The following is a 25,385-nucleotide window of genomic DNA, read 5'->3' as shown; positions in this document are numbered from 1 at the left end:
ATGGCCCGACTCCGCATAATCTGCGGGCCATGCTGATCCAGTTCTTCTACACACTGCGCGCCGCCAAGCTCAAGGTCACCGTCCCGGAGTACCTGACGCTGCTGCAAGCCCTGCAGGCCGGCGTCATCGCCAGCCCTGAGGATGGCGGCGTGGCCAGCATCGACGACTTCTACACGTTGGCCCGCGCCTGCCTCGTCAAGGACGAGACCCAGTACGACAAGTTCGACCGCGCCTTCGCCGCCTACTTCAAGGGCGTGGAGATGCTGACCGACTTCACGGCCGAGGTGCCACTGGACTGGCTGAAGAAGAACCTGGAGCTGAACCTGACGCCCGAGCAAAAGGCTGCCGTCGAGAAGATGGGCTGGGACGAGCTGATGGAGACGCTCAAACAACGTTTCGAGGAGCAGAAGGAACGCCACGAGGGCGGCAACCGCTGGATAGGCACCGGCGGCACCAGCCCCTTCGGCAACGGCGGCTACAACCCGCAAGGCATCCGCATCGGTGGTCAGGGCGGCAACAAGAGCGCCGTCAAGGTCTGGGAGCAGCGTGCCTACCGCGACTACGACGACGGGCTGGAGCTGGGCACGCGCAACATCAAGGTGGCGCTGCGCCGGCTGCGCCGCTTCGCCCGCGAGGGGTCAGACCTTGAGCTGGACCTGGACGGCACCATCCACGGCACGGCCGCCAATGCCGGCATGCTGGACATCCGCATGCAGCCCGAGCGCCACAACAAGGTCAAGGTGCTGCTGCTGATGGACGTGGGCGGCACGATGGACGAGCACGTCGGCCGCGTGGAGGAACTCTTCAGTGCCGTCAAGACCGAGTTCAAGCACCTGGAGTTCTACTACTTCCACAACTGCGTCTACGACTTCGTCTGGAAGAACAACCGGCGCCGCTTTGCCGAGAAGCTCAACACCTTCGACCTGATCCGCAAGTACAACCGCGACTACAAGCTGATCTTCGTCGGCGACGCGACCATGAGCCCCTACGAGATCCTGCAGGCCGGCGGCAGCGTCGAGTACAACAACGACGAGGCCGGCGCCGAATGGCTGCAGCGCCTCACCCATGCCTTCCCCAAGTACGCGTGGATCAACCCCGAGCCGCAAGGCGTCTGGCAGTACCGGCAGAGCATCGCGCTGATCCAGCAGCTGATGCAGCAGCGCATGTTCCCGCTGACGCTCTCCGGCCTCGAAGGCGCGATGCGACTCCTCAGTAAATGATGCGTTTCCCTTTCGCGCTGCTGCTCGTGGCGGTACTGAGCGGCTGTGCAACCCAGGCGCCGACGCCAGCGCCGGTCCCTGCACCCGATGTGCCAGCCAACGCCCCGGCCGTCTACAGCCTGGACATCGAGGTCGAGGACGACTACCGCGACAACCGGCTGCGCAACCTGCTGCAGGAACACCTGGACATCGCCCGCTACCGCGCCAGCGAGGCGGCGCTGAGCCGCGTCGAGCTGGCCCGCCTGGCGGCCGCCGCACCAGCCCAGGCCGCGACGCTGCTGGAGACGCTGGGCTATTTCAGCGCCGCGGCCACCGTCGAGCGCAACGCCGAGGACAGCTCGCGGCTGCGCCTCATCGTCAAGCCGGGACCGCGCACGCGCGTGACAAAAATCGATCTGGAATTCCAGGAAGGCCTCGCCGCCGACGACGCGAAGGCGATGCGCGACAGCCTGCGCAAGGCCTGGTCCCTGGAGGAAGGCGACCCCTTCACGCAGGGCTACTGGGCCTCCGCCAAGAACGACCTGCTGCTGCTCGCGCGCACGGGCGGCTTCCCGCAGGCGCGCTGGGGCGAAACCGCCGCCCGGGTGGACGTGGACACGCAGACCGCCGAGCTGCGCCTGGTCATGGCCAGCGGCAACCGCGCCCGCCTGGGCACGCTGCGCATCGAGGGGCTGAAGCGCCAGAGCCGCGAGACGGTCGAGCGCCTCACCGGCTTCCGCCACGGCGACGCCTACACGGAGCAGCAGCTCGCCGAGTTCCAGGAGCGCCTGGTCAAGACGCAGCTGTTCGATTCGGCTCGCGTGCAGTTGCAGCCCGAAACCGTCGAGGCCGATGGCACCAGCCCCGTACTGGTGACGCTGACCGAGTCGTCGCTGCAGCAGGCCACGGTCGCCGTCGGCTACCACGCCAACAACGGCCAGAGCATCAGCGTCGAGCATCTGCACCGCCGGCCGTTTGGCCAGTCGGTGCGGGCGCGCTCCAAGCTGGAGTTCAGCCGCGACCTGCGCGGCGTGGAGCTGGAACTCAGCTCACACCCGCAGCCCGACCTGAAGCGCAACCTGGCCTCGCTGCAGTTCGAGCAGGACCTGACCGCCGACAAGGCGGCCACCAACCTGGGGCTGCGCCTGGGCCGGATCTACGAGTCGCCGCGCGACGAGCGGCTGACCTATGTCGAGCTGCTGCGCGCCCGTGAAACCGCCGGCAACGAGGTCAGCACCAACCTGGCCGTGTCGCTCAACCAGCAGTGGATACGCCGGCGGCTGGACAGCACGCTGCTGCCCACCGAGGGCCACCAGGGGCTGCTGCTCGTCGGCGCCGGCCATGTGCGCGGTGATGGCAGCAGCGGCAACGACAGCGGGCCGTTCGGCCGCATGCAGTTCAAGCTGGGCTACTACAAGCCGTTCGGCGGCTGGTTCGGCTCGGCGCGTGCCGAGGTGGCGCAGGTGCTGGCGCGCGAGCGGGTTGGCGTGCCGGAGAAGCTGCTGTTCCTGGCCGGCGGCGACGAATCGGTGCGCGGCTATGCCTACCGCAGCCTCGGGTCGGTCGAAAACGGCCTGACCGTGGGCGGCCGCGTGCTGGCCACCGGCAGCGTCGAGATGGCGCGGCCCATCATGGCCAGCCTCCCCAGCCTGTGGGGCGCCGTCTTCATCGACGCCGGCAATGCCGCGTCGCGCTGGCAGGACTACAGCGCCAAGCTCGGCTACGGCGCCGGCGTGCGCTGGCGCAGCCCCGTCGGCCCGCTGCGCGTGGACTTCGCCCGGGCGCATGACACGGGCAAGTGGCGGCTGCACTTTAGTGTGGGCATCACGCTGTGAGGCGGTCGCTGCGCATCCTGCGTAACGCCCTGATCGGGCTGACCGCCATCCTCGTGCTGGCCGCCGCCTTCGTCGCCTGGCTTCTGCAGCGCCCGTCCGGCGGCGCCTGGCTACTGGCCAACTTGCCGGGCGTGCAGGTCGAGGCGCCTGAGGGCTCGCTGCTGGGCGACTTCCGCGCCAAGCGGCTGTTGCTGACATGGGCCGGCGGCGAGGCCGAGCTGCGCGGGCTGCGCTGGTCGGGCCTGGGCGCCAGCGCCAGCCAGCGCGTGCTGCGGGCGCGCGAGCTGGCGGTGGACGAGGTCATCATCCGCACGCAGCCCAGCACCAGCCCCACCGTCGAGCCGCCCGAGCTGACGCTGCCGCTGGGTGTGCACATCGCCAGGCTGGCTGTCGGCCAGCTGAGCTGGTCGGCCACGCAACCGCCGTTGAAAAACCTCGTCGCCGAGGTCAACCTGCCGCGCAGTGGCACCCACCACATCAAGCTCGTCGGCGCACGCTGGCAGCAGCTGCTGCTGACCGGCGACGCCAAGGTCGACACCGCCGCGCCGCTGCACACCGAAGCCGTGCTGACGGTGCAACAGAACGAAGGCACGGACCTGCCCTGGATGGCCGTCGCCGCCGCGCGCGGGCCGCTGGCCAAGCTCACTGCCAAGGCCGAACTGGAGGCCGCCAAGCAGACGCTGAAGCTGGAGGGCCAGGTCCAGCCTTTCGCGCCCTGGCCCGTCAATGCGCTGCTGTTGCGGGCCGACAAGTTCGACCTGGCGGCGCTGTCTGCCCTTGCGCCTGGCCTGCCGCGCACGGCCTTGACGGGCACGGCGAAGCTCAATGCGCCGGCCTTGAATGCCGAGGCCACGCTGCAAGCCGACCTGCGCAACGACGCCGCTGGCCGCTGGGACCAGGGCGCCCTGCCCGTGCGCCAGCTCGCCTTCTCGCTGGCCGGCCGGCCCGACCAGCTCACCAGCCTGAGCCTGACCGCGCTGGACGCCCAACTGAGCGGCGGCGGGCGGGTGCAAGGCAAGGGCCAGCGCAGTGCCGACGGCCGCTGGCAGCTCGACGCCCGCGTGCAAGGCCTGCGCCCCGAGGCGCTGGACGCGCGAGCCACACCCGCGCGGCTGGACGGGCCGCTGCTGCTGTCGGGCGGCAAGGCCGATCAGCCGCTGTCCGCCAGGCTGGACCTGCGCGGCACGTTGCAAGCCAAGCCGCTGCGTCTGCGCGCCCAGGTGCAGGGCCGGCTGCTCGAACAAGGCAGCCGCTGGCAGATCGAGGAAGCGGTGCTCGCCAGCGGCGAGGCCGAGCTGAAGGCCAGCGGCCGTGTCGACATCGGCACCAGCCTCAGCGCCAGCCTCAGCACCCAGGTGCGCCAGTTCGACCCCCACCTGCTGTGGCGCGGCGAGCCCGGCTCCGCCTGGGCGCGCCTGCCGGGTGCCACGCGACTGAATGCCGACGCCAAGCTGGACCTGCGCGGCAACAACCTGGAGACCGCCACCGGCAGCGTCGACGCCACGGTGCAGCCCAGCCAGTTCGCCGGCTTGCCGCTGGACGGGCAGTTCAAGCTGACCCGCCCGCGCGCCGCCGATGCCGCCTCCTTCGACGCCCAGGCACGCCTGGGCAGCAACCGCGCCCAGGCCAGCGGCAACGCGCGGCCCACGGCCATCAACGCCAAGCTGAAGCTGCAGGCGCCCAAGCTGGCCGAGCTGAACCCGCTGCTGGCCTTGTTCGACCAAGGCCCCGTCACCGGCCAGGCCGACGGCGATGGCGAGGTGCAGCTGCTGCGCGTCGCCGACAACAAGCCTGGCAAGTCCACCGCCTGGCGCGCAGGCGGCAGCGGCCGCCTGGCGCTGGACAAGGCCAGCGCGCTCGGCATCACGCTGGCGAACGCCCGCGCCCAGGGCTCGCTGCCGCTGCCCGGCGCCGACGGCGATGGCCCGCTGGCGCTGACGCTGGAGCTGGGCGGCGTGCGCCACCCGCAGGCCAACGTCAAGCTCGCCAAGGTGGAACTGCAAGGCCGGCGCAGCGCCCACGAGATCAAGGCCCAGCTGGCCGGCCATGTGCCCGCACCCGCCGGCAGCGGCAGGCAAGACATCAACCTCGGCGCCACGCTGCAGGCCAATGGCCGCTGGGACGGCGAGGCATGGGCCGGCCGTATCGCCAAGCTCGACGTGGCGCCGCTGCGGCCCGGCGCGCCGGCCACGCTGGCCGCCAGCAACGTCGCGCTCCGCGTGGGCCCGGGTCTGCGCGTCACCACCGAGCCCGGTCGTGCCGAGGTGGGTGGCGCCTTCGTGCGCTGGCAGGCCTTGAGCTGGCAAGGCGGCGAGCAGGCCGACCTGCGTGCCGAGCTGCAGCTGGAGGACCTGGCCGCCGCGCCGCTGCTGGCGCGCTGGCAGCCTGATTTCGGCTGGAGCGGCGATCTGCGCGTGACTGGCCATGCGTCTCTGGCGCTGGTGGGCGAGCAGCTGACTGCAGACCTGCTGGTCGAGCGCGCCAGCGGCGACCTGCGCGTCACCGACGAGTTGGGCCGCCGCCGGCTGGGCCTCACCGACCTGCGCCTGGCCCTGAACGTGCGCGACGGCGTCTGGCAGCTGGCGCAAGGCCTGGCCGGCAAGGAGCTGGGCAGCCTGGGCGGCGCCCTGACGCTGCGCCCGACCGGGCTCTGGCCCGACGCCGCCACGCCCATCGGCGGCGTGCTGCAGGCCAATGTGAGCGACCTCGCCACCTGGGGCCGCTGGGTGCCCGCCGGCTGGCGCCTGGGCGGCCGCGCGTCGGCCACCCTGCAGCTGGGCGGCACGCTCGGTACCCCCGACGTGCATGGCCGCGCCGAGGGCGAGGGCATCGCACTGCGGCATCTGCTGTATGGCGTGGACTTCAACGAGGGCCGCTTCACGCTGGACCTCAAGGGCCAGCATGCCGAACTCACGCAGCTGGAGGCACGCGGCGGCGACGGCTGGCTGCGCGCCACCGGCCGGGCCGAGCTGGGCAGCACGCCGACCGCGCATGTCGAATTGACGGCCGACAAGCTGCGCGTGCTGTCGCGCGTGGACCGCCGCATCGTCGCCAGTGGCGAGGCCCGCCTGGACCTGAATGAGCAAGGCCTCCAGCTCGGCGGCAAGCTGCGCGCCGACGAAGGCCTGATCGACTTCACGCGCGGCGACGCACCGGCGCTGGCCGACGACGTGACCGTGGTGCGCAGCTCGCGCAGCATCGATGCCGCCGCCATTGCGCCAGCGCCCAGGGCGCCACGCAACACGCAGGTCGACGTGTCGCTGGACTTCGGCCGCGACTTCAAGGTGCGCGGCCGCGGCCTGGCGACGACGCTGCGCGGCCAGCTGCAGATCGCGCAGAAGCCCGAAGGCCCGCTGCGCGTGACCGGCAAGCTCGCCGCCGACGGCGGCCAGTACGCCGCCTACGGCCAGAAGCTGGAGATCGAACGCGGCGACATCAGCTTCACCGGGTCGCTGGACAACCCCTCGCTGGACCTGCTGGCCGTGCGGCCCAACCTGGACGTGCGCGTGGGCGTCTACGTCGGCGGCACCGCGCTGGCGCCGCGCGTGAACCTGTATTCCGTGCCCGACATGAGCGACACCGACAAGCTCTCCTGGCTGCTGCTGGGCCGCGAGCCCGACGGCCTGGGCCGCACCGACACGGCCCTGCTGCAACGCGCGGCGCTGGCCCTGCTCAGCGGCGAGGGCGAAGGCATGACCGGCCGCGCGCTGCGCAACCTGGGGCTGGACGAGATTTCGCTGTCGCAGAGCGACGGTGACACCCGCGCCACCATCGTCCGCCTGGGCAAGCAGATCTCGCGGCGCTGGTACGTCGGCTACGAGCGCAGCCTGAACGCGACGACCGGGTCCTGGCAGCTGATCTACCGCATCGCCCAGCGCTTCACGCTGCGGGCGCAGAGCGGGGATGACACGGCGCTGGATTTGATCTGGCAATGGAAATGGGACTAGCTCTCCCACCCCCGAGGGGCTGACACCCCTCCCCCTCAAGGGGGCCGAGCCCGGACACATTCGATCCAGTGGATCGAATGTGCCTGGCGAGGGGCCGGGCCACTGGCCCGGCGCGGCCTGCAAGGCCAGCCGATGGCCTGGCAGAGCCAGCGCCATGGCTGCGGCTGGAGGAGCAGCCGGCCTGCGGCGGCTGCGTTCTCCGAGGCAACGAGGCAACTATTCTTGTTCGGAATATTGGTCAAATAATTTAAAAATGACTACCATTCTGGACAAATGACCGAGACCACCACCGCCGTGCTTGAGCGCCAGCTGCTGCTGCAGTTCGGCGAGCGGCTGCGGCGGTTGCGCAAGGCGCGCAAGCTGGGCACGGTGCAGATGGCGCAACAAGTGGGCATCTCGCGCACGACGCTGGCCGCTGTCGAGGCTGGCGACCCGGGGCCGTCGCTAGGCACGTATCTGCGCGTCATGTCGGTGCTCGGCATCAGTGGCGACCTGGCCTTGCTGGCGGGTGACGCGCTGCAGGCGGCTCCGGTGGAATCGGCCGGGGCGCGGTCGCGGCGGGCGCGGCCCATCGTGCGCGTCAGCGTCACGGCCGACACCTCACGCCACGACGCACAAGACCTGCAAAGCCTGGTTCTCCACGAGGAGGCCGTGCGTCTCGTGCGTGAGCAGCCCGAGTTGGTGGATGAGGCTCAGGAGACGCTCAAACGCTGGCTTGGCGGCCGGGTGTCCAACACCACCTCCCTGTGGCAAGAATGGCAAGGCATCCTGGAGCGGCGCAGCTGGCGCAAGGTGCTCGGCCGCAGCCGCCGCGCTCAGGAGCTGCGACAGGCATCGCCTCTCATCACCGTGCTGCCAGCCGCCGTGCGCGCGCGCGTGCTGGCCGACGTCAGCCAGCTCAAGAAAGGCGTCACGCTGGGCGCCACCGCCAGCCCGAGTTGAGCCATGACCCGCGAAGAGCTGGAGCACCTCATCCGCGCCAGCGCGGCGGTGACGGACCAGTACGAGTTCGTCATCGTCGGCAGCCAGTCCATCCTGGGCGCGCTGCCAAATGCCGCAGCGGAATTCACAATGTCCGCCGAGGCCGACATCTACCCGCTGGCGGCGCCCGAGCTGGCCGAAAAGATCGACGGCGCGCTGGGAGAGGGCTCGCAGTTCCACGAGACCTACGGCTACTACGCGCAGGGCGTCGGGCCCGACACGGCCATCCTGCCCAACGGCTGGCAGCAGCGTCTGCATCGCGTGCAAAGCGCAGCAACGAATGGCCGCGTCGGCTACTGCCTCGACCTCGTCGACCTCTTCCTCTCCAAGGCTGCCGCAGGGCGCGGCAAGGACCGGCTGTTCTGCATCGCCCTGCTGCAGCACGGGCACGTTTCGACCGCTGACGCGCTCACCCGGCTACCGGACATGCCGCTCGACGATGACGGCAGGCGCCGCCTTCGAGCGGCTATCACTCGCTGGTCCAAGGCCGCCTGAAGCGCTCTACTTCGCCCGCCCGTCGTACTGATGCACCGGCACGGCCGCGAGGTCGATGCCCTCGATGCAGCGGATGTTCACCGCCGCGACCGCATCGCCATTCGGCGCCTTGCCTTCGCCGTAGGGATGGATGCCGCAGGTCGGGCAGAAGCGGTGCTGGATGACGTGCTTGTTGAAGGTGTAGCTGGCCAGGTCGCTCTCCGGCGTCAGCAGGCGCAAAGCGGTGCGAGGAACAAACCACAGCAGCGAGCCCTTGCGCTGGCAGATGGAGCAGTTGCAGGACAACCCGGAATCGATCTCGCCATCGACTTCGAACTTGATGCGGCCGCAGTGGCAGCTGCCTTGGTGGGTGGTCATGGGCTCGCCCCGGTGAGAGTTGGAGACGGGCATTCTGGCGCCCGTCCCCTCCCCCATCAACGCAGGTCGAAGCGATCCGCGTCCATCACCTTGACCCAGGCCGCAGCGAAGTCCTGCACGAACTTCTGCTGGGCGTCCGCGCCGGCATAGACCTCGGCCAGCGCGCGCAGCTGCGCGTTGGAACCGAAGACGAGGTCGACGACGGTGGCCGTCCAGCGGCGCTCGCCGGTCTGGCGGTCCACGCCTTCCAGCACGTCGGCATCGGTGGCGGACTTCTGCCACTTCGTGCGCATGTCCAGCAAGTTACTGAAGAAGTCGTTGCTCAGCGTGCCGGGCCGCGTCGTGAAGACGCCGTGCTTGCTGCCGCCGGCATTGGCGCCCAGCACGCGCAGGCCGGCCACCAGCACCGCCATCTCCGGCGCCGACAGCTGCAGCAGCTGCGCCTTGTCGACCAGCCGCTCCGCCGCCTTGGCCGCAGGCAGGCCCTGGCGCAGGTGGTTGCGGAAGCCGTCGGCCTGCGGCTCCAGCACGGCGAACGACTCGACGTCGGTCTGCGACTGCGTCGCGTCGCCGCGGCCGGGGTGGAAGGGCACGACGACATCGAAGCCGCCCTGCTTCGCCGCGGCTTCCACTGCGGCGCTGCCGCCCAGCACGATGAGGTCGGCCAGCGAGATCTTCTTACCGCCGGAAGCCGACGCGTTGAACTCCTGCTGCAGCGATTCCAGCGTCGACAGCACCTTGGCCAGTTCAGCGGGCTGGTTGACTTCCCAGTCCTTCTGCGGTGCCAGGCGGATGCGCGCGCCGTTGGCACCACCGCGCTTGTCGCTGCCACGGAAGGTAGAGGCCGAGGCCCAGGCGGTCGTCACCAGCTGCGCGGTCGTCAGGCCCGAATTCAACAGCTTGGCCTTCAGCGCGGCGACATCGTTCGCATCGACGAGCGCATGGTCGACCTTCGGGACGGGGTCCTGCCAGATCAGCTCTTCACGCGGCACCAGCTTGCCGAGGTAGCGAGAGATGGGACCCATGTCGCGGTGGGTCAGCTTGAACCAGGCGCGCGCGAACGCGTCGGCGAACTCGGCCGGGTTGGCGTGGAAGCGGCGCGAGATCTTCTCGTAGGCCGGATCGAACCGCAGCGCCAGGTCGGCCGTGGACATCATCGGCGCGTGGAACTTGGTCGGGTCATGCGCGTCGACCACGTCGTTCGCGCCGGCACCGCCCTTGGGCCGCCATTGGTGGGCCCCGGCGGGGCTCTTGGTCAGCTCCCACTCGTACTTGAACAGCGTGTCGAAGTAGCCGTTGTCCCAGGTCGTCGGGTTGGGTTTCCAGGCGCCTTCCAGGCCGCTGGTGATGGTGTGGCCGGCCATGCCGGACTCGTAGCTGCTGCGCCAGCCAAGGCCCTGGTCGCAGATGTCAGCGGCCTCGGGCTCGCGGCCCAGCTGCTTGGGGTCGCCCGCGCCGTGCGCCTTGCCAAAGGTGTGGCCGCCGGCAACGAGGGCCACCGTCTCCTCGTCGTTCATCGCCATGCGCGCGAAGGTGACACGGATGTCGTGCGCCGACAGCACCGGGTCGGGGTTGCCGTCCGGGCCCTCGGGGTTCACGTAGATCAGGCCCATCTGCACGGCGGCCAGGTGCTCGGCCAGCTGGCGCTCGCCGCTGTAGCGGCTGGCCGGCGCGCTGCTCGCAGCCAGCCACTCGGCCTCGGCGCCGAAGTCGATCTCCTCGGGCTCGTAGATGTCTTCACGACCACCGCCGAAGCCGAAGGTCTTGAAGCCCATGGACTCCAGCGCGACGTTGCCGGTCAGGATGAAGAGGTCGGCCCAGGACAGCTTGCGGCCGTACTTCTGCTTGACGGGCCACAGCAGGCGGCGCGCCTTGTCGAGGTTGCCGTTGTCGGGCCAGCTGTTCAGCGGCGCGAAGCGCTGGCCGCCCGTGCCGCCGCCGCCGCGGCCATCGGCCACGCGGTAGGTGCCGGCGGCATGCCAGGCCATACGGATGAAGAAGGGGCCGTAGTGGCCGTAGTCGGCCGGCCACCAGTCCTGCGAGTCGGTCATCAGCGCGTGCAGGTCCTTGACGACAGCGTCCAGGTCCAGCGTCTTGAACTCGGCGGCGTAATCAAATGACTCGCCCATCGGGTTGCCGCGCGGCGACTGCTGGTGCAACGAGCCGACGTTGAGCTGGTCGGGCCACCAGTGCCGGTTGTTGCGGGCACGGACGACAGGTTGCTTGTCTTGGGCGCCCGAGAACGGGCATTGCGCTTCGGTGGACATGGCTGTCTCCTTTGACTGTGGGGGGAAGGCCTGCAGTCTAGAAACCGCTCCATGTCGAAGCAACGCAATCCTCGCAATCGCGGCGATAGCAAGAGGACCGGCACACGCATGCGAGAATCCGCGCCCTCGCCGGGCCGCAGCGCCCGCGCGGCGCTCTCCGTAGTTCAATGGATAGAACGGCCGCCTCCTAAGCGGCAAATGTGGGTTCGATTCCCGCCGGAGGGACCACGGTGCATGCAGGCCCAGGCCCCGCCAGCGACGCGCGCAACACGCACCGCATAAGCATCCCCGCTTTCCTTCGTTCCGCGCAGAAGCGCCCTTCCCTATCGTGCAAGGCCTGACACCCCACAGGCCACCATGCACATCACCAGCATCTCCGGCAGCCCCAGCGAACGCTCGCGCTCGGCCTGGCTGACGCAGTTCGCGCTGACCCGCCTTGAAGGCGTGGCCACGCGCAGCGAGCACATCGCCGTGCGCGAGCTGCCCGCCGGTCCGCTGCTGTTCGCCGACATGAACGACCCCGCCATCACGCGCGCCGTCGAGGCGGTCGCCGGTGCCGGTCTGGTCATCGTCGGCACGCCCATCTACAAGGCCGCCTACTCGGGCCTGCTGAAGCTCTTCCTGGACCTGCTGCCGCCCGACGCGCTGCGCGGCAAGACTGTGCTGCCGCTGGCCACCGGCGGCAGCGCGGCCCACCTGCTGGCGCTGGACTACGCGCTCAAGCCCGTGCTGTCGGCGCTGGGCGCGCGCCATGTGCTGGACGGTGTGTTCGCCACCGACGCCCAGCTGCAGCGCCATGAGTCGGGCGGTTATGTGCCCGACCCCGACCTGCTCGCGCGGCTGGACCGGGCGCTCGAACCCATCGTGCCCGCAGCGCGAGTGCGCGGCGACACCGAGCTGAGCTGTAGGCGCTGACGCGCACCACCCCCTGTCTCCTCGCCTCCCGCCCGGGATCGGCGACTTCTTCCCGGCGCCCGGGCGCTGATCGGGTGCGACCGAGCGCCGGGACTTTTTTGCACAGGACAACACGCATGCTTCTCCGTTCCTTCTTCCGCTGGACCGCACCGCTGCTCGTCGCTGCCGTCAGCTTCCATGCCTCCGCGCAGAGCACGCTGCGCATCGGCTTCCAGAAATCCGCCAGCCTGCTCACGTTGCAGAAATCCACCGGCTCGCTCGAAAAGAAGCTCGCCCCGCTGGGCGTGGCGGTGAAGTGGGTCGAGTTCCCCGCCGGCCCGCAGTTGCTGGAAGGCTTGAACGTCGGCGCCGTCGACGTGGGCTTCGTCGGCGAGGCGCCGCCCATCTTTGCGCAGGCCGCCGGTGCCAGCTTCGTCTACATCGGCTTCGACCCGGCCGCCCCCGAGGCCGAGGCCATCGTCGTGCCCAAGGACTCGCCCATCAAGTCGGTGGCGGAGCTGAAGGGCAAGAAGGTCGCGCTGAACAAGGGCAGCAACGTCCACTACCTGATCGTCAAGGCGCTGGAGAAGCAGGGCCTGAAGTTCAGCGACATCCAGCCCGTCTACCTGCCGCCGGCCGATGCGCGCGCCGCCTTCGAGCGCGGCGCGGTGGATGCCTGGGTGATCTGGGACCCCTTCCTCAGCGCCGTCGAGAAGCAGAGCGGCGCCCGCCTGCTGCAGGACGGACGCGGCATCGTCAACAACTACGCCTACTACCTGGCCGAGCGCGGTTACGCGCAGTCGCAACCCAAGGTCATCCAGGCGCTGTTCGAGGACACGCAGGCCCAGGCTGCCTACCTCAAGGGCAACATCAAGGCCGCCGCTGCCGTCATCGCGCCGCTGCAAGGCCTGTCGACCGAGGTCGTTGAGCTGGCGCTGACGCGCTACCAGTTCGGCGTGAAGCCGCTGACGCCCGCCGTCGCCGCCGAGCAGCAGAAGATCGCCGACACCTTCCATGCGCTGGGCCTGATCCCCAAGCCCATCCGCGTGGCCGACGCGCTGCCCGGCGCGGCAAAGCTGGCCGACGCCAAGTGACACCGCCATGAAGATCTTCTGGTTCATCCCCACCCACGGCGACAGCCGCTACCTGGGCAGCTCGCGCGGCGCCCGCGTGAACGACTTTGCCTACTTCAAGCAGATCGCCATCGCGGCGGACAGCCTGGGCTACGAAGGCGTGCTGCTGCCCACGGGCCGTTCATGCGAAGACTCCTGGGTCGTCGCCGCCAGCCTCATCGACGCGACGCGCCACCTGAAGTTCCTCGTCGCGCTGCGCCCCGGCCTCGTGGCGCCGTCGCAGAGCGCCCGCATGGCCGCCACGCTGGACCGCCTGTCGGGCGGCCGCCTGCTCGTCAACCTCGTCACCGGCGGCGACCCGGAGGAGCTGGCCGGCGACGGCCAGTTCCTGGGCCATGCCGAGCGCTACGAGCAGTCCGCCGAGTTCATCCGCATCTGGCGCGACCTGCTGACCCGCTCTCACACCGGCGAGCCTCTGGACTATGAAGGCGAGCACCTGAGCGTCAAGGCGGGCAAGGTGCTCTACCCACCGATCAACACCCCCTACCCGCCGGTGTTCTTCGGTGGCTCGTCCGGCCCGGCGCACGACCTGGCGGCCGAGCAGGTCGACACCTACCTGACCTGGGGCGAGCCACCCGCCGAGGTGGAGAAGAAGCTGCTGGACGTGCGCGAGCGCGCCGCTGCCAAGGGCCGCCAGCTGAGCTACGGCATCCGCCTGCACGTCATCGTGCGCGAGACCGAGGACGCGGCCTGGCGCGCGGCCACCGAGCTGCTGTCCGAGCTGGACGAGGCCACCGTGAAGGCCGCGCAGGCGCGCTTCAAGACCATGGACTCGGTCGGCCAGCGCCGCATGGCCGAGCTGCATGGTGGCCAGTTCGACAAGAACAACGTGCGCGCCGGGCTGGAGATCTCGCCCAACCTGTGGGCCGGTGTGGGCCTGGTGCGCGGCGGTGCAGGCACGGCCCTCGTCGGCAGCCCGCAGCAGGTGGCGGACCGCATCAAGGAATATGCCGACATCGGCCTGCAGTACTTCATCCTCAGCGGCTACCCGCACCTGGACGAAGCACATCGCTTTGCCGAGCTGGTGTTCCCGCTGCTGCCGCTGGATGTGCGCGAGAAGCTCACGTCGCCGGCCTTGACCGGCCCGTTCGGCGAGGTCGTGGCGAACAGCTACGTGCCCAAGGCGGTCTCCGCAAGCTGAACGCGATGCTGCGCCGCCTGACCCCCTGGCTGCTGCCCACGGCCATCATCATTGCCTGGGAGATCGCGTCGCGCAGCGGCCTGCTGTCGGCGCGCATCCTGCCGGAGCCGGCCGCCGTGCTGGCGGCGTTCTGGAAGCTGCTGCTGTCCGGCGAGCTGGCGCACCACGTCGGCGTCAGCGCGGCGCGGGCCTTCTCGGCGCTCGCCATCGGCGGCGGCCTGGGCCTGCTGCTGGGCCTGCTGACCGGCACCTGGCGCCGTGCCGAAGCGTTGCTCGACACCACGCTGCAGATGCTGCGCAACATCCCCGCGCTGGCACTGATCCCGCTGGTCATCCTGTGGTTCGGCATCGACGAGGCGGCCAAGCTGGTGCTGGTGGCCGTCGGTGTGTTCTTCCCGGTCTACCTGAACACCTTCCACGGCATCCGCAACGTCGACCGCGACCTCATCGAGATGGCGCGCAGCTACGGCCTGTCGAGCTGGCAGCTGTACCGGCAGGTCATCCTGCCCGGTGCCCTCCCCTCCATCCTCGTGGGCCTGCGCTTCTCGCTGGGCCTGATGTGGGTGCTGCTCATCGTCGCCGAGACGCTGTCGGCCCAGGAAGGCATCGGCTACCTGACGATGAACGCCCGCGAGTTCCTGCAGACCGACATCGTGTTCGTGGGCATCCTGCTCTACGCGCTGCTCGGCAAGCTGGCCGATGTCGTCGCGCGCGGGCTTGAGAGGGCCTGGCTGCCGTGGCACCGCGGCTATGCCCTGCAAGGGACCTGACATGTGGCTCACCGAGATCGACGCCCCCGTGCTGCCACGTGAACCATCGACCGAGGCAGCCCGCGACCCGTCCAACGGCCTCGCGCTGCGGCTGCGCGGCGTCGCCAAGTCCTTCGGCGCCCGCCATGTGCTGACCAGCCTGGACCTGGACGTCGCCCCCGGCGAGTTCGTCGCGCTGGTGGGCCGCAGCGGCTGCGGCAAGAGCACGCTGCTGCGCCTCATCGCCGGGTTGGACGCCCCCAGCGCCGGCGGCGTCGAAGCCGGCACCGATCAAGAACGCCGGCTGATGTTCCAGGACGCCCGCCTGCTGCCCTGGAAGCGCGTCGTCGACAACGTGGCCCTGGGCCTCACCGGCCGCGATGCGCGCGACCGCGCGATGGAAGCGCTGGCCCAGGTCGGCCTGGCCGGCCGCGGCGACGAGTGGCCGGCGACGCTGTCCGGCGGCCAGCGCCAGCGCGTCGCCCTGGCCCGCGCGCTGGTGCACCGCCCGCGCCTGTTGCTGCTGGACGAACCCCTGGGAGCGCTGGACGCGCTCACCCGGCTGGAGATGCACCGCCTCATCGAGCAGCTCTGGCGCCGCCACGGCTTCACGGCGCTGCTCGTCACGCATGACGTGACCGAGGCCGTCGCGCTGGCCGACCGCGTGCTGCTGATCGACGGCGGCGGCATTGCGCTGGACGCCACCGTCTCGCTGCCCCGGCCGCGCGCGCGCACGGCGCCGGGGTTTGCGGAGCTGGAAGACCGGGTGCTGCGGCACATCATCGGCCAGCTGCCCCTGGCCTGATCGCCGTGACCAAAACCACGGCTTGCGCGGCTCCATCGCCGTGCCTGCGGCGCAGGCCGCAGAAACGGTGCTTTTCGCTACCGCTGCCGGGCCCGCCGTCCTATGTTGGCGGCATGACGCCCCAGCCCCCCCGCCGGCTCCCGCAGCCCAGCCTGGCCCCGCGCCGCATCACCGGCCAGCCCGGCTGCGCGCGGCTGGTCATCGACGACCGCATCCCCTTCGAGCATCAGCCCGTGCAGGCGGCGCTTCAATCGCTGGAGCGCTTCTCGGCGCTGATGGCCGCCCAGGGCTGGCCCGCCCACGTGTCGCGCCTGGCCTATGACCGCGTCTATGCCGGCGAACGCTTCGGCTTCGCCCGCCGCGTGGGCCGGGGCGAGCTGCCTGGGCTGGCGGAACAGCTCATCCAATGCTGGCGCGCCAGCCGCAGCGAGGCCGAGGAACGCTGAAGCCTCGCGCGGCATGGCACCATGCCGCCCCATGCCCGTCCACATCGCCTGCCTCTGCGCCGCCTGGTGCCGCACCTGCGAGTCCTACCAGCAAATATTCGAAGCCGCCTGCGCGGAGCTGCCACAGCAAGGCCTGCACGTGCGCTGGATCGACATCGAGGACGAGGCCGAGCTGATCGGCGATCTGGACATCGAGACCTTCCCGACGTTGCTGATCGCCGACGATGAGCATGTGCGCTTTGCAGGGCCGCTGACGCCGCAGCCGGAGACGCTCAAGCGTGTGCTGCGCGCCCATCTGGCGGATGCGACGCCGGCCAAGGTGGCGCCGGAGTACGTGGAGCTGGCGGGCAGGCTCAGGATTCAGGGCTGACCGCGAGCCGAGTGCAGCGCCACCCCTAGAACGTCAGCCAATATCGTTCCAGTTTTCGCATCGTGAGCGAGTGTGCAGCATGTCGCCCTACCCGTAGGACTGCACTGACAGCCACTCGGCACGACTGCCGCTGCCGGGCCGGCCTGCAGGCGCCGACAGTGGCGCCATGTCCGAGCTCCCCCCCGCACCGCCCGCCCCCCTGCCCCAGGACCTGACGCCCGGTGGCGCAGCCGTGGGCTTTCTGCGCGTGGCCACCGGCCCGGAGGCCGCCGCGCTGCCCGTGCGCGCCGTGCAGTTCGGCGCCGAGCGCTTTGCCGAGCATGGGCGCAGCCTGGCCGCAGCACAGCGCGTCGATGACGACCGCAGCAAGCCGCGCCCGTTCTTCCCGCGCCTGAAGAGCAACCTGCAGGTCTGGAGCGCCGCTCTGGAGGTGCTGGCCGAGCACGGCCTGCAGGCCGACACCGACCCGGCCCACGCCTGGCTGCTGGACAACGCCCGCCTCGTGCAGCAGCAGCTCGACGAGGTGCTGCATGACCTGCCGCGCAGCTACTTCCAGCGCCTGCCGCGCCTGGCCGACGAGCCGCTGCAAGGCCTGCCGCGCGTCTACGGCGTGGCCTGGGCGTGGGTGGCGCATGCCGACAGCTCGCTGGACATGGCGGTGATGTGCCACTTCCTGGCCGGCCACCACGAAGCGCAGCCGCTTACGCTGCGCGAGCTGTGGGCGCTGCCGTCGACGCTGCGCGTCGTGCTGGTGGAAAACCTGCGCCGCCTGGCCGAGCGCGCCGCCTGGCGTCATCTCGGCCGGCGCGCCGCGCAGGCGCTGTTCGAGACGCTGCCGCATGCCAGCGCCGACGCGGTGCGCCGCCAGCTCGCCGACTGGCAGGCCCGCTGGCCGGCTGACCCGGCCATCCAGGCGCTGGCGCTGCGCCTGCACGACCGCCTCGTCGACCGCACGCTCGGCCAGCCCGACGAAGAGCAAGGGCCCGATTCCGCCTGGGCCGCCGCGCGCAGTTGGGTCAACGGCCTGGTGCCCGACCCTGCCGCCGCCCAGGCCGCCGAGCAGACGGAAAGCGCGGCCGACCACCAAAGCATCCGCAACGCCATCGGCAGCCTGCGCCGGCTGGGCGCGGCCGACTGGGCGAGCTGCTTTGACGCCGTGCATCCGGCGCTGAAGGCGCTGAACCAGATCGACGTCTATCGCCAGGAGCAGGAGAGCACGCAGAACCGCGCCATGCACTGCATCGAGGCGATGTCGGCCAGGCACGGCGTACCCGAGGCCGACCTGGCCCAGGTGCTGCACCGCCTGTGCAACGACCCGGGCTGGGGGCCAGACGCCGCCGAGCGCGCGCCGCTGCACTGGCTCATCGGCCGTGGCCGCGCGCAGTTGCTCAACGAGCTGCACATCAAGGACCGCTGGCCCGAGCGCGCCTCGGCCGTGCTGCGCCGCCACCGCACCTTCATCTACCTGGCCAGCCTGTGCCTGCTCAGCATCGCCGCGATGGCGCTGCTGCTGGCCGTGGGGCTGCCGGCCGACACCGGTTGGCCGATGGCCATGGCAGCCGCGCTGCTGGCCGCGCTGCCGGCTAGCGAGGCCATCGTGGCGCTGGCCAACCGCCTCATCAGCGAAAGCTCCCGGCCGCTGCGGCTGCCGCGCCTGGCCTGGCCCGGCGGCATCCCGCCCGAGGCGCGCACCCTCGTCGTCATCCCCTGCATGCTGACGCGGCCCAAGGGCATCAGGGCGCTGCTGGCCCAGCTGGAGCGCCACCACCTCGCCAACCTGGAGGCCGAGGCGCAGTTCGCGCTGCTCAGCGACTACGCCGACGCCAAGGCCGAGCACCTGCCGCAGGACACCGCGCTGCTGGCCCAGGCGCGCGCCGGCATAGCGGCACTGAACCAGCGCTACGGCCTGAGCTGTGGTGGCCTGCCGCGCTTCCTGCTGCTGCACCGTGAACGCCGCTGGAGCGAGACCGAGCAGCACTGGATAGGCTGGGAGCGCAAGCGCGGCAAGATCGAGGCGCTGGTGGCGCTGCTGGCCGCCGACCCTGCGACCTTGGCGACAGTCGCGCTGCCGGACCGCTTTGTCGACCTGGGCGAGCTGTCCACGCCCGCGCCGGCCATCCGCCATCTCGTCTCGCTGGACAGCGACACCGCCCTGCCCCCGGGCGCCCTGCGCGAGCTGGTGGCCATCGCCGCCCACCCGCTGAACCGGCCGCGCGTCGAGACGTCTGCACGCGGCGCGGTCACCGTCGTGCACGGCCACGGAATGCTGCAGCCGCGCATCGCCACGCCGCTGGCCACGGCCGCCGGCAGCTCCACGGTGCACGGCACCTGGTTCCACAGCCTGTTCGCCGGCCAGCCGGGGTTGGACCCGTACAGCAACGCCGCGTCAGAGGTCTACCAGGACTTGTTCGAGGAAGGCAGTGCCACGGGCAAGGGCCTCATCGACGTGCAGGCCGCCGCCCAGGTGCTGGCCCACCGCCTGCCCGAGGGTCAGGTCTTGAGCCACGACCTGCTGGAGGGTTCGCTGATGCGCTGCGCCGGTGTCAGCGATGTGGTGCTGGTGGAGGCCGCGCCCATGCATGCCGACGTGGCCGCGTCGCGCATCCACCGCTGGACACGCGGCGACTGGCAGCTGCTGCCCTTCATCAACGAGCCGCGCCGCTGGGGCCTGCGCGGCATCCACGTCTGGAAGATGCTGGACAACCTGCGCCGCAGCCTCGTGGCACCGGCCGCGCTGCTGCTGCTCGTCACGTCCTGGCTGGGCCTGGGGCTGACGCCCGGCTGGGCGCTGACCGCCGTGGCGGCGGCCTTCGGCGCCGGGCCGCTGATGGGCGCGCTGGCCGCCTGCGCGCCCGCACGGGACCGCATCTCGCTGCCGCGCTTCTACCGCCAGGCCGGCATCGAGCTGGGCCGCGCCGTGGGTGGCACGGCCTGGCACCTGGCCATGCTACCGGCGGCCACCTGGCTGCAGCTGGACGCCATCACTCGTGCGCTGTGGCGCCAGCAGGTCACGCGCCGCGGCCTGCTGGAGTGGACCACCGCCGACGCCGCCGAGGCCGCCGCCCGCACCGACTGGCGCTCGCTGCTGAGCCAGCACCGCCGACTGAGCTTCGCCACCGGCGTGCTCGCCACGCTGCTGGTCAATGCCGACTTCCTGGGTGCCCCGGTGCCGTGGCATATCGCGCTGCCGCTGCTGGCCGCCTGGCTGCTGTCGCCGCTGTGGATCGCGCTGGCAAGCCGGCCGCGTGCCAAGCCGCGCCGCGAGGCGATCGACGACGACGAGCGCCACTACCTGCTGGGCGTGGCGCGCGACACCTGGCGCTGGTTCGAGCGCTGGGTCACCAAGGACGACAACGACCTGCCGCCCGACAACGTGCAGTTCGACCCCGACGTGGCCATCGCCCACCGCACCTCGCCCACCAACATCGGCCTGTACCTGCTGTCGGCCTGCTGCGCGCGCGAGTTCGGCTGGCTGCACAACGTGGGCCTGGCCGAGCGCATAGGCCGCACGCTGGACACGCTGGACAAGCTGCCGAAGCACCGCGGCCATCTCTACAACTGGATGGACACGCAGCGCCTGGCGGTGCTGGAGCCGCATTACGTGTCGGCCGTGGACAGCGGCAACCTGTGCGCCCATCTGCTGGTGGTCGCAGCCGCCTGCGAGGGCTTTGCGCGCGGCGAGGACGGCATGGCGCCGCCGCCCGACGTGGCCGAGGCGCTGAACGCCGTCGCCGCCCGCGCCCGCGCACTGGCACTGGCGCATGACTTCCGCTGGCTCTACGACCCGCAGCGCCGGCTGCTGCACATCGGCGCCATCGCGCCGCCCTATGTCGAGCACGGCGACGAAAGGCTGGACCAGAACCACTACGACCTGCTCGCCTCCGAGGCGCGGCTGACCAGCCTCGTCGCCATCGCCAAGGGCGACCTGCCGGCCGCGCACTGGGGCGCGCTCGGCCGGCCGTTCTTCTCGCGCGGCCCGGTGACGGGGCTGAAGAGCTGGTCGGGCTCGATGTTCGAGATGCTGATGCCGTCGCTGGTGCTGGACGAACCCGCCGGCAGCGCGCTGGAGGAGGCCGCCCGCGCGACGGTGGTGGAGCAGATCCGCGCCGGCAAGGCCAGGGGCCTGCCCTGGGGCGTGTCCGAGAGCGCCTACGCCAAACGCGACGCGAGCCTGGCCTACCAGTACGGCCCGCAGGGCACGGCCGCGCTGGCACTGCGCGACACGCCGCCGGAAGAGATCGTCATCGCGCCCTATGCCAGCCTGATGGCGACGATGGTGATGCCGCGCGCCGCCGTGGCCAACCTGCGCCATCTGCAGGCGCTCGGCGCACGCCACGAGCTGGGCTTCATGGAGGCGCTGGACTACACCGCCAGCCGCCAGCCCGAAGTTGCAAGCGATGCCGACGAGATGGACTCACGGGCCGGCCCGCGATTCCAGCGCATCGGCACGGCCATGAGCCATCACCAGGGCATGGCGCTGGTCGCGCTGACCGAGGTGCTGTGCGGCGGCGCGCCGCAGCGCTGGGCCGACGCCGAGCCGCGCCTGTCGGCCGTGCGCTGGCTGCTGCACGAGCGTGCGCCGCACGAGGTGCCGCCGCTGAAGGAGCCACCCGCCACGCCCACGCGCACCGCGCCGCGCCAGGCCCACATCTCGCTGGTCGTGCCCGACACGCGCGGCCGTGCACTGCCGGCGACCGCCTGGCTGGGCCAGGGCAGGCTCAGTTCCATGCTGCGCGAGCACGGCGGCGGCGCGCTGATGTTCGGCGAGCCCGGCCAGCAGGTGCTGCTCAACCGCTGGCACGACGATCTGTCGCAGGACCTGCTGGGCCACCACCTGCACCTGCGCGACCTGGACACGCCCTGGCCCGCCACGGCCGAGGGCAGCTGGCGCGGCGGGCCGGAGGTCAGCCCCTGGCGGTCGCTGACGCTGCGGCCCACGCCCGGCCCGCAGTGGCGCTACAGCGCCCGCCTGCACCCGGCCAGCGCGCAGTTCACGGCCGAGGGCGAGCAACTGCACAGCCACACCGAGGTCTGGGTGGCCGTGGAGGACGACGTAGAACTGCGCCGCATCACGCTGCGCAACCTGTCCGACCGCGAGCGCCGCGTGGCACTCGTCTCCAGCTTCGAGCCGGTGCTGGCACCCGCGCGGGCCGACCTGGCCCACCCGGCGTTCGGCAAGCTGTTCCTGCAGGCGCACTGGGCACCCGACCAGCGCGCACTGCACTGGCAGCGCCTGCCGCGCGGCCACAAGGAGGCGCCGCTGCATGCGGTGCATGCGCTGGTCGGCCTGGAGATGGAAGGCGGCGCGCGGCTGGACCGCCTGCAGGCCGGCACCGACCGCGCCCACTGGCTTGCCCGCGGCGGCCGGCCCGGGCAGCCGGGTGGCGCTATCGCCCGTGCCGACGGCAAGGCCTTGCTCGCCAGCCAGGTGCCGGGCCTGTCCAGCGAAGCCGGCGCGCTGGACACCGGCAACGACCCGATCTCGCTGCTGCACCTGGCGCTCCACATCCCGCCGGGCGCGCGCATCACACTGACGCTGGCCACCGCCGCCGCACCCGAGGCGCAGACGCTGAACCATGTGCTCGACAAGCTGGCCCAGCCCGCGCTGCGCGAGCGCACGCTGATGCTGGCACACACGATGGCCGGCGTGCGCACCCAGGGCGCCGGCCTGGCCCCGGGCGCCTGGCGCGCCGGCCTGGCGCTGCAGACGCTGCTGACCTCTCAAGGCCCGCGCGACGGCGTGCCGGCACTGGAGGGGCACTACCAGCGCGACGCCCTGTGGCGGCACGGCATCTCGGGCGACGTGCCCATCATCCTCATCCGCGTGGCCGACACGACCGGCGTGCTGATGGTGCGCGAGCTGTGCGCGCTGCTGCAGGCCCAGGGCAGCCCGCTGACGGTGGACATCGTCGCACTGGACGCCGAGCCGGCCTCCTACCTGGCGCCGGTGTCGCGCGCTTTGCGCTCACTCGCCGAGCAGCAGCAGCGCGGCCGTGCGCGGCTGCATGTGCTGGCCGACGGCGCCGTGCAGCAGGACACCCGCTTTGCGCTGAACCTGCTGGCCCGCGTGCGCTGGTTTGCCGACGGCCGGCCGCTGGCCCAGCAACTGGAGCGCATCACCCAGCCGCACGAACAGGCCGCCAAGGCCCGCCGCGCCGCGCTCGCGACCCATGTGCTGTGGAAGGCCGCCGAGCCCGGCGCCACGCAGCCAGCGCACGACTTCGACACCGCCAGCAGCGCCTGCCGCTTCGAGCTGGCGCCGCAGAGCCAGCCGCCGCGGCCCTGGGTCAACGTCATCGCCAACGAGCAGTTCGGCTGCCAGGTGTCCGAGCGCGGTGCCGGCATGGCCTGGGCCGGCAACAGCCGCCTGCACCAGATCACGCCCTGGTCCAACGACGCGCTGCTGGACTCGCCCGGTGAATGGCTGATCCTGCACTGCCTGGACAGCGGCTGCGCCTGGCTGCTGGGCCGCGCCAGCGCTCATCAACCGGTGGCCCACCTGCCCGGCGCCACGGCGATGGCCTTCACGCTGCCCGGCATGGTCGTGCGCCTGCGCTGGACGGTCGATGCCCAGGCCGCCGTGCGCCAGTGCCAGGTCGAGCTGCATGCGGCGCCCGGCACCGCGCCGCGCCGGCTGCGCCTGCTGGCCGCCGCGCAATGGCAGCTGGGCATGGACAGCAGCGCCCGCCGCAGCGTCGTGACGCGCATCGAAGCCCCGTCCACGGCCGCAGCCGATGCGCCGACGCTGGTGCTGGCCACGCAGGCCGACGGCCTCAACGGCTTTGGCGGCCACACGGCCTGGCTGGCGCTGCGCCCCACGCGCGGCGGCGACCAGACGCCCGACCAGGTCGACGCGCTGGCCGAGGACCATGCGTTGTGGCCTTGGCCTCACGAAGCGGGTTTTGCCGCCGACCTGAACCCACCCCGGCTGTGGAGCGCCGCCGTGGAAGCCAGCGGCGACCGCCGCCTGCTGTTCGACGACGAGGGCCGCCTCGTCATGCCGCATGCGCTGGACGGCCAGGCCGGCCCGGGCACCGACGCGGCCGCGCTGCTGGCCGTGCCGCTGCGGCTGGAGGCCGGCCATGCCTGGCATGCCACCGTGTTGTTGGGACACGCGCCCAGCCTGAACGAAGCGCGCGAGCTGGCCCAGGCCGCGTGGCAGGTGGACCCGCTGCAACGCCTCGCCGCACAACGCCAGGTCTGGCGCAACTTGAGCGCCCCAGTGCAGGTGGCGACGCCCGACGCCGGCTTCGACGCGCTGGTGAACCACTGGCTGCCCACGCAGGTGCTGGCCTGCCGCATCTGGGGCCGCGCCGGCTTCTTCCAGGCCGGCGGGGCGTTTGGCTTCCGCGACCAGTTGCAGGACGCGATGTCGCTGGTGCAGCACGCGCCCGAGCGCCTGGCCGAGCAGATCCGCCGCCATGCGCGACGCCAGTTTCGGGAAGGCGACGTGCAGCACTGGTGGCACGAGCCCGCCGGCGCCGGCGTGCGCACGCATTTCGCCGACGACCGGCTGTGGCTGGGGTTGGCGCTGGCGCTCTACACCGAGCGGACGGGCGACACCGCGCTGGCCGACGAGCAACTGCCGTTCATCGACGGCAAACCCGTGCCCGAGGGCGCCGAGGACATCTACGAGACGCCGGCCATCACCGAAGAGACCGCCAGCCTCTACGAACACGCGGCGCGCTCAATCGACATCAGCCTGCCTGTGGGAGCGCACGGCCTGCCGCTGTTCGGCACCGGCGACTGGAACGACGGCATGAACCGCGTCGGCGCCGAAGGACGTGGCGAGTCGGTCTGGATGGGCTTCTTCCTGTGCGCCGTCATCGACGCGCTGCGCCCCATGGCCGTTGCGCGCGGCGAGCAGGCGCGCGCCGAGACCTGGAAGCAGGCGCGCGACAAGCTCTCCGCTGCGCTGGACGCCAACGCCTGGGACGGCGAGTGGTACCGCCGCGGCTGGTTCGACGACGGCTCGGTGCTGGGCACGCACACGGCCAGCGAATGCCGCATCGACCTCATCGTGCAGGCCTGGGCCGTGCTAACCGGCGCCGGCCGGCCCGAGCGCGCCGCCCAGGCCCTGGACAGCGCCTGGCGCGAGCTGCACGACCGTGACGCGCACCTGCTGCGCCTGTTGTGGCCGCCCTTGAAGGACCACCAGCCCGAGGCCGGCTACATCCAGGCCTACCCGGGCGGGGTGCGCGAGAACGGCGGCCAGTACAACCACGCCGCCACCTGGGCGCTGATGGCCAGCGCGCAGCTGGGCCAGGCGGACCGCGCCTGGGCGGCGTTCACGGCCATCAGCCCGGCGCATCGCGGCGCGCATGGAGAGGTCTATGGGCTGGAGCCGTTCGCGGTGGCGGGCGACATCGAGACCGCACGGCCCCACGCCGGCCGTGGCGGCTGGAGCTGGTACACGGGAGCGGCCGGCTGGCTGCTGCGCGCGGCCGTCGAGTCCATCTGCGGCGTGCGCCTCAGCGGCGGCCAGCTGACCGTTCAGCCCTGCCTGCCGCCGCACTGGTCACAGGCGCGCGTGCGGCTGCAGGTGGGCGGGCGCAGCATCGACGTGCTGGTGCAGCGCGCTGCGGCCAACGCCGGCACGCCCGCCGGCTACCGCCGGCTCGCCCCGGGCACTCCGCTGGCACTGAACGAGGCCACGGGCGACCAGCGCCTGTGGGTGCCGGCGCCCGAGCGTGCGGCCACCCTGCGGGCCGAGCCGGCGCTGGTGGCGTGAAACAACAGGCACAAAAAGAAAGCGGCCCCGGAAGG

Annotated in this window: 15 protein-coding genes and 1 tRNA gene; 14 read left to right on the top strand and 2 right to left on the bottom strand. The window is 71.4% G+C overall.

The features are described 5' to 3' along the window. Nucleotides 1–29: 29 nt before the first annotated feature. The 5 genes from ACG00Y_RS05760 to ACG00Y_RS05740 all read left to right on the top strand — a co-directional run bounded on the left by ACG00Y_RS05760 (nucleotide 30) and on the right by ACG00Y_RS05740 (nucleotide 8,457). Nucleotides 30–1,220, top strand: a complete 1,191-nt coding sequence (locus tag ACG00Y_RS05760; protein ID WP_394476831.1) for a vWA domain-containing protein — start codon at nucleotides 30–32, stop codon at nucleotides 1,218–1,220. After that, nucleotides 1,217–3,034, top strand: coding sequence for an autotransporter assembly complex protein TamA (locus ACG00Y_RS05755; protein WP_394476829.1), 1,818 nt, complete (start codon nucleotides 1,217–1,219; stop codon nucleotides 3,032–3,034). Before ACG00Y_RS05760 ends, ACG00Y_RS05755 begins: the two co-directional genes overlap by 4 nt. Beyond that, nucleotides 3,031–6,981, top strand: a complete 3,951-nt coding sequence (locus ACG00Y_RS05750; RefSeq protein ID WP_394476827.1) for a translocation/assembly module TamB domain-containing protein — start codon at nucleotides 3,031–3,033, stop codon at nucleotides 6,979–6,981. The genes ACG00Y_RS05755 and ACG00Y_RS05750 overlap by 4 nt, the downstream gene beginning before the upstream one ends. 273 nt (nucleotides 6,982–7,254) lie before the next feature. Beyond that, the gene (locus tag ACG00Y_RS05745) at nucleotides 7,255–7,923 is read left to right on the top strand and encodes a helix-turn-helix domain-containing protein (protein WP_394476825.1); all 669 of its coding nucleotides are present in this window, start codon (nucleotides 7,255–7,257) and stop codon (nucleotides 7,921–7,923) included. A gap of 3 nt (nucleotides 7,924–7,926) precedes the next feature. Beyond that, nucleotides 7,927–8,457 carry a DUF6036 family nucleotidyltransferase gene (locus ACG00Y_RS05740; RefSeq protein ID WP_394476823.1) on the top strand — a complete coding sequence of 177 codons (531 nt, stop codon included), beginning with the start codon at nucleotides 7,927–7,929 and terminating at the stop codon, nucleotides 8,455–8,457. 6 nt (nucleotides 8,458–8,463) lie between these two features. On the opposite strand, the gene ACG00Y_RS05735 is transcribed toward ACG00Y_RS05740, so the two are convergent. Together ACG00Y_RS05735 and katG are read right to left on the bottom strand one after the other, a co-directional pair. Beyond that, nucleotides 8,464–8,814: a GFA family protein gene (locus ACG00Y_RS05735; protein WP_394476821.1), complete on the bottom strand. Its 351-nt coding sequence runs from the start codon at nucleotides 8,812–8,814 to the stop codon at nucleotides 8,464–8,466. A 56-nt stretch (nucleotides 8,815–8,870) separates the two neighbouring features. Then, nucleotides 8,871–11,081 (bottom strand): catalase/peroxidase HPI, encoded by a 2,211-nt coding sequence (katG, locus tag ACG00Y_RS05730; protein ID WP_394476819.1) that lies wholly within the window; start codon nucleotides 11,079–11,081, stop codon nucleotides 8,871–8,873. Nucleotides 11,082–11,234: 153 nt separating this feature from the next. Here katG and ACG00Y_RS05725 point away from each other — a divergent pair. From ACG00Y_RS05725 to ACG00Y_RS05685, 9 genes are all read left to right on the top strand, one after another. Then, nucleotides 11,235–11,309, top strand: a tRNA-Arg gene (locus ACG00Y_RS05725). 129 nt (nucleotides 11,310–11,438) lie between these two features. After that, complete coding sequence (gene ssuE / locus ACG00Y_RS05720) at nucleotides 11,439–11,996, top strand: NADPH-dependent FMN reductase (protein WP_394476817.1); 558 nt, start codon at nucleotides 11,439–11,441, stop codon at nucleotides 11,994–11,996. Between the two features lie 116 nt (nucleotides 11,997–12,112). Beyond that, nucleotides 12,113–13,069, top strand: coding sequence for a sulfonate ABC transporter substrate-binding protein (locus ACG00Y_RS05715; protein WP_394476815.1), 957 nt, complete (start codon nucleotides 12,113–12,115; stop codon nucleotides 13,067–13,069). Between the two features lie 7 nt (nucleotides 13,070–13,076). Further along, nucleotides 13,077–14,249 carry an FMNH2-dependent alkanesulfonate monooxygenase gene (gene ssuD, locus ACG00Y_RS05710; protein ID WP_394476813.1) on the top strand — a complete coding sequence of 391 codons (1,173 nt, stop codon included), beginning with the start codon at nucleotides 13,077–13,079 and terminating at the stop codon, nucleotides 14,247–14,249. A gap of 5 nt (nucleotides 14,250–14,254) precedes the next feature. After that, a complete protein-coding gene (ssuC, locus tag ACG00Y_RS05705; RefSeq protein ID WP_394476811.1) occupies nucleotides 14,255–15,019 on the top strand; it encodes an aliphatic sulfonate ABC transporter permease SsuC in 765 nt (254 codons plus the stop codon). Nucleotide 15,020: 1 nt separating this feature from the next. After that, nucleotides 15,021–15,803: an ATP-binding cassette domain-containing protein gene (locus tag ACG00Y_RS05700; RefSeq protein ID WP_394476809.1), complete on the top strand. Its 783-nt coding sequence runs from the start codon at nucleotides 15,021–15,023 to the stop codon at nucleotides 15,801–15,803. Nucleotides 15,804–15,916: 113 nt separating this feature from the next. Further along, nucleotides 15,917–16,249 (top strand): hypothetical protein, encoded by a 333-nt coding sequence (locus ACG00Y_RS05695; protein ID WP_394476807.1) that lies wholly within the window; start codon nucleotides 15,917–15,919, stop codon nucleotides 16,247–16,249. A 31-nt stretch (nucleotides 16,250–16,280) separates the two neighbouring features. Beyond that, nucleotides 16,281–16,619 carry a thioredoxin domain-containing protein gene (locus ACG00Y_RS05690; RefSeq protein ID WP_394476805.1) on the top strand — a complete coding sequence of 113 codons (339 nt, stop codon included), beginning with the start codon at nucleotides 16,281–16,283 and terminating at the stop codon, nucleotides 16,617–16,619. A gap of 166 nt (nucleotides 16,620–16,785) precedes the next feature. Further along, nucleotides 16,786–25,350 (top strand): GH36-type glycosyl hydrolase domain-containing protein, encoded by an 8,565-nt coding sequence (locus ACG00Y_RS05685; RefSeq protein WP_394476803.1) that lies wholly within the window; start codon nucleotides 16,786–16,788, stop codon nucleotides 25,348–25,350. Nucleotides 25,351–25,385: the final 35 nt, after the last annotated feature.

The sequence above is a fragment of the Pelomonas parva genome (assembly GCF_043555835.1).
GTDB lineage: Bacteria > Pseudomonadota > Gammaproteobacteria > Burkholderiales > Burkholderiaceae_C > Pelomonas > Pelomonas parva.
The sequence above is the reverse complement of the archived record's forward strand: the minus strand, read 5'-3'. Positions and strand labels throughout refer to the sequence as shown.

Bases quoted from the DNA above. Each gene is read 5' to 3' on its own strand.
- ACG00Y_RS05760 (WP_394476831.1), top strand. From the start codon at position 30: ATGCTGATCCAGTTCTTCTACACACTGCGCGCCGCCAAGCTCAAGGTC.
- ACG00Y_RS05755 (WP_394476829.1), top strand. From the start codon at position 1,217: ATGATGCGTTTCCCTTTCGCGCTGCTGCTCGTGGCGGTACTGAGCGGC.
- ACG00Y_RS05745 (WP_394476825.1), top strand. From the start codon at position 7,255: ATGACCGAGACCACCACCGCCGTGCTTGAGCGCCAGCTGCTGCTGCAG.
- ACG00Y_RS05740 (WP_394476823.1), top strand. From the start codon at position 7,927: ATGACCCGCGAAGAGCTGGAGCACCTCATCCGCGCCAGCGCGGCGGTG.
- ACG00Y_RS05735 (WP_394476821.1), bottom strand. From the start codon at position 8,814: ATGACCACCCACCAAGGCAGCTGCCACTGCGGCCGCATCAAGTTCGAA.
- katG (WP_394476819.1), bottom strand. From the start codon at position 11,081: ATGTCCACCGAAGCGCAATGCCCGTTCTCGGGCGCCCAAGACAAGCAA.
- ssuE (WP_394476817.1), top strand. From the start codon at position 11,439: ATGCACATCACCAGCATCTCCGGCAGCCCCAGCGAACGCTCGCGCTCG.
- ACG00Y_RS05715 (WP_394476815.1), top strand. From the start codon at position 12,113: ATGCTTCTCCGTTCCTTCTTCCGCTGGACCGCACCGCTGCTCGTCGCT.
- ssuD (WP_394476813.1), top strand. From the start codon at position 13,077: ATGAAGATCTTCTGGTTCATCCCCACCCACGGCGACAGCCGCTACCTG.
- ssuC (WP_394476811.1), top strand. From the start codon at position 14,255: ATGCTGCGCCGCCTGACCCCCTGGCTGCTGCCCACGGCCATCATCATT.
- ACG00Y_RS05700 (WP_394476809.1), top strand. From the start codon at position 15,021: ATGTGGCTCACCGAGATCGACGCCCCCGTGCTGCCACGTGAACCATCG.
- ACG00Y_RS05695 (WP_394476807.1), top strand. From the start codon at position 15,917: ATGACGCCCCAGCCCCCCCGCCGGCTCCCGCAGCCCAGCCTGGCCCCG.
- ACG00Y_RS05690 (WP_394476805.1), top strand. From the start codon at position 16,281: ATGCCCGTCCACATCGCCTGCCTCTGCGCCGCCTGGTGCCGCACCTGC.
- ACG00Y_RS05685 (WP_394476803.1), top strand. From the start codon at position 16,786: ATGTCCGAGCTCCCCCCCGCACCGCCCGCCCCCCTGCCCCAGGACCTG.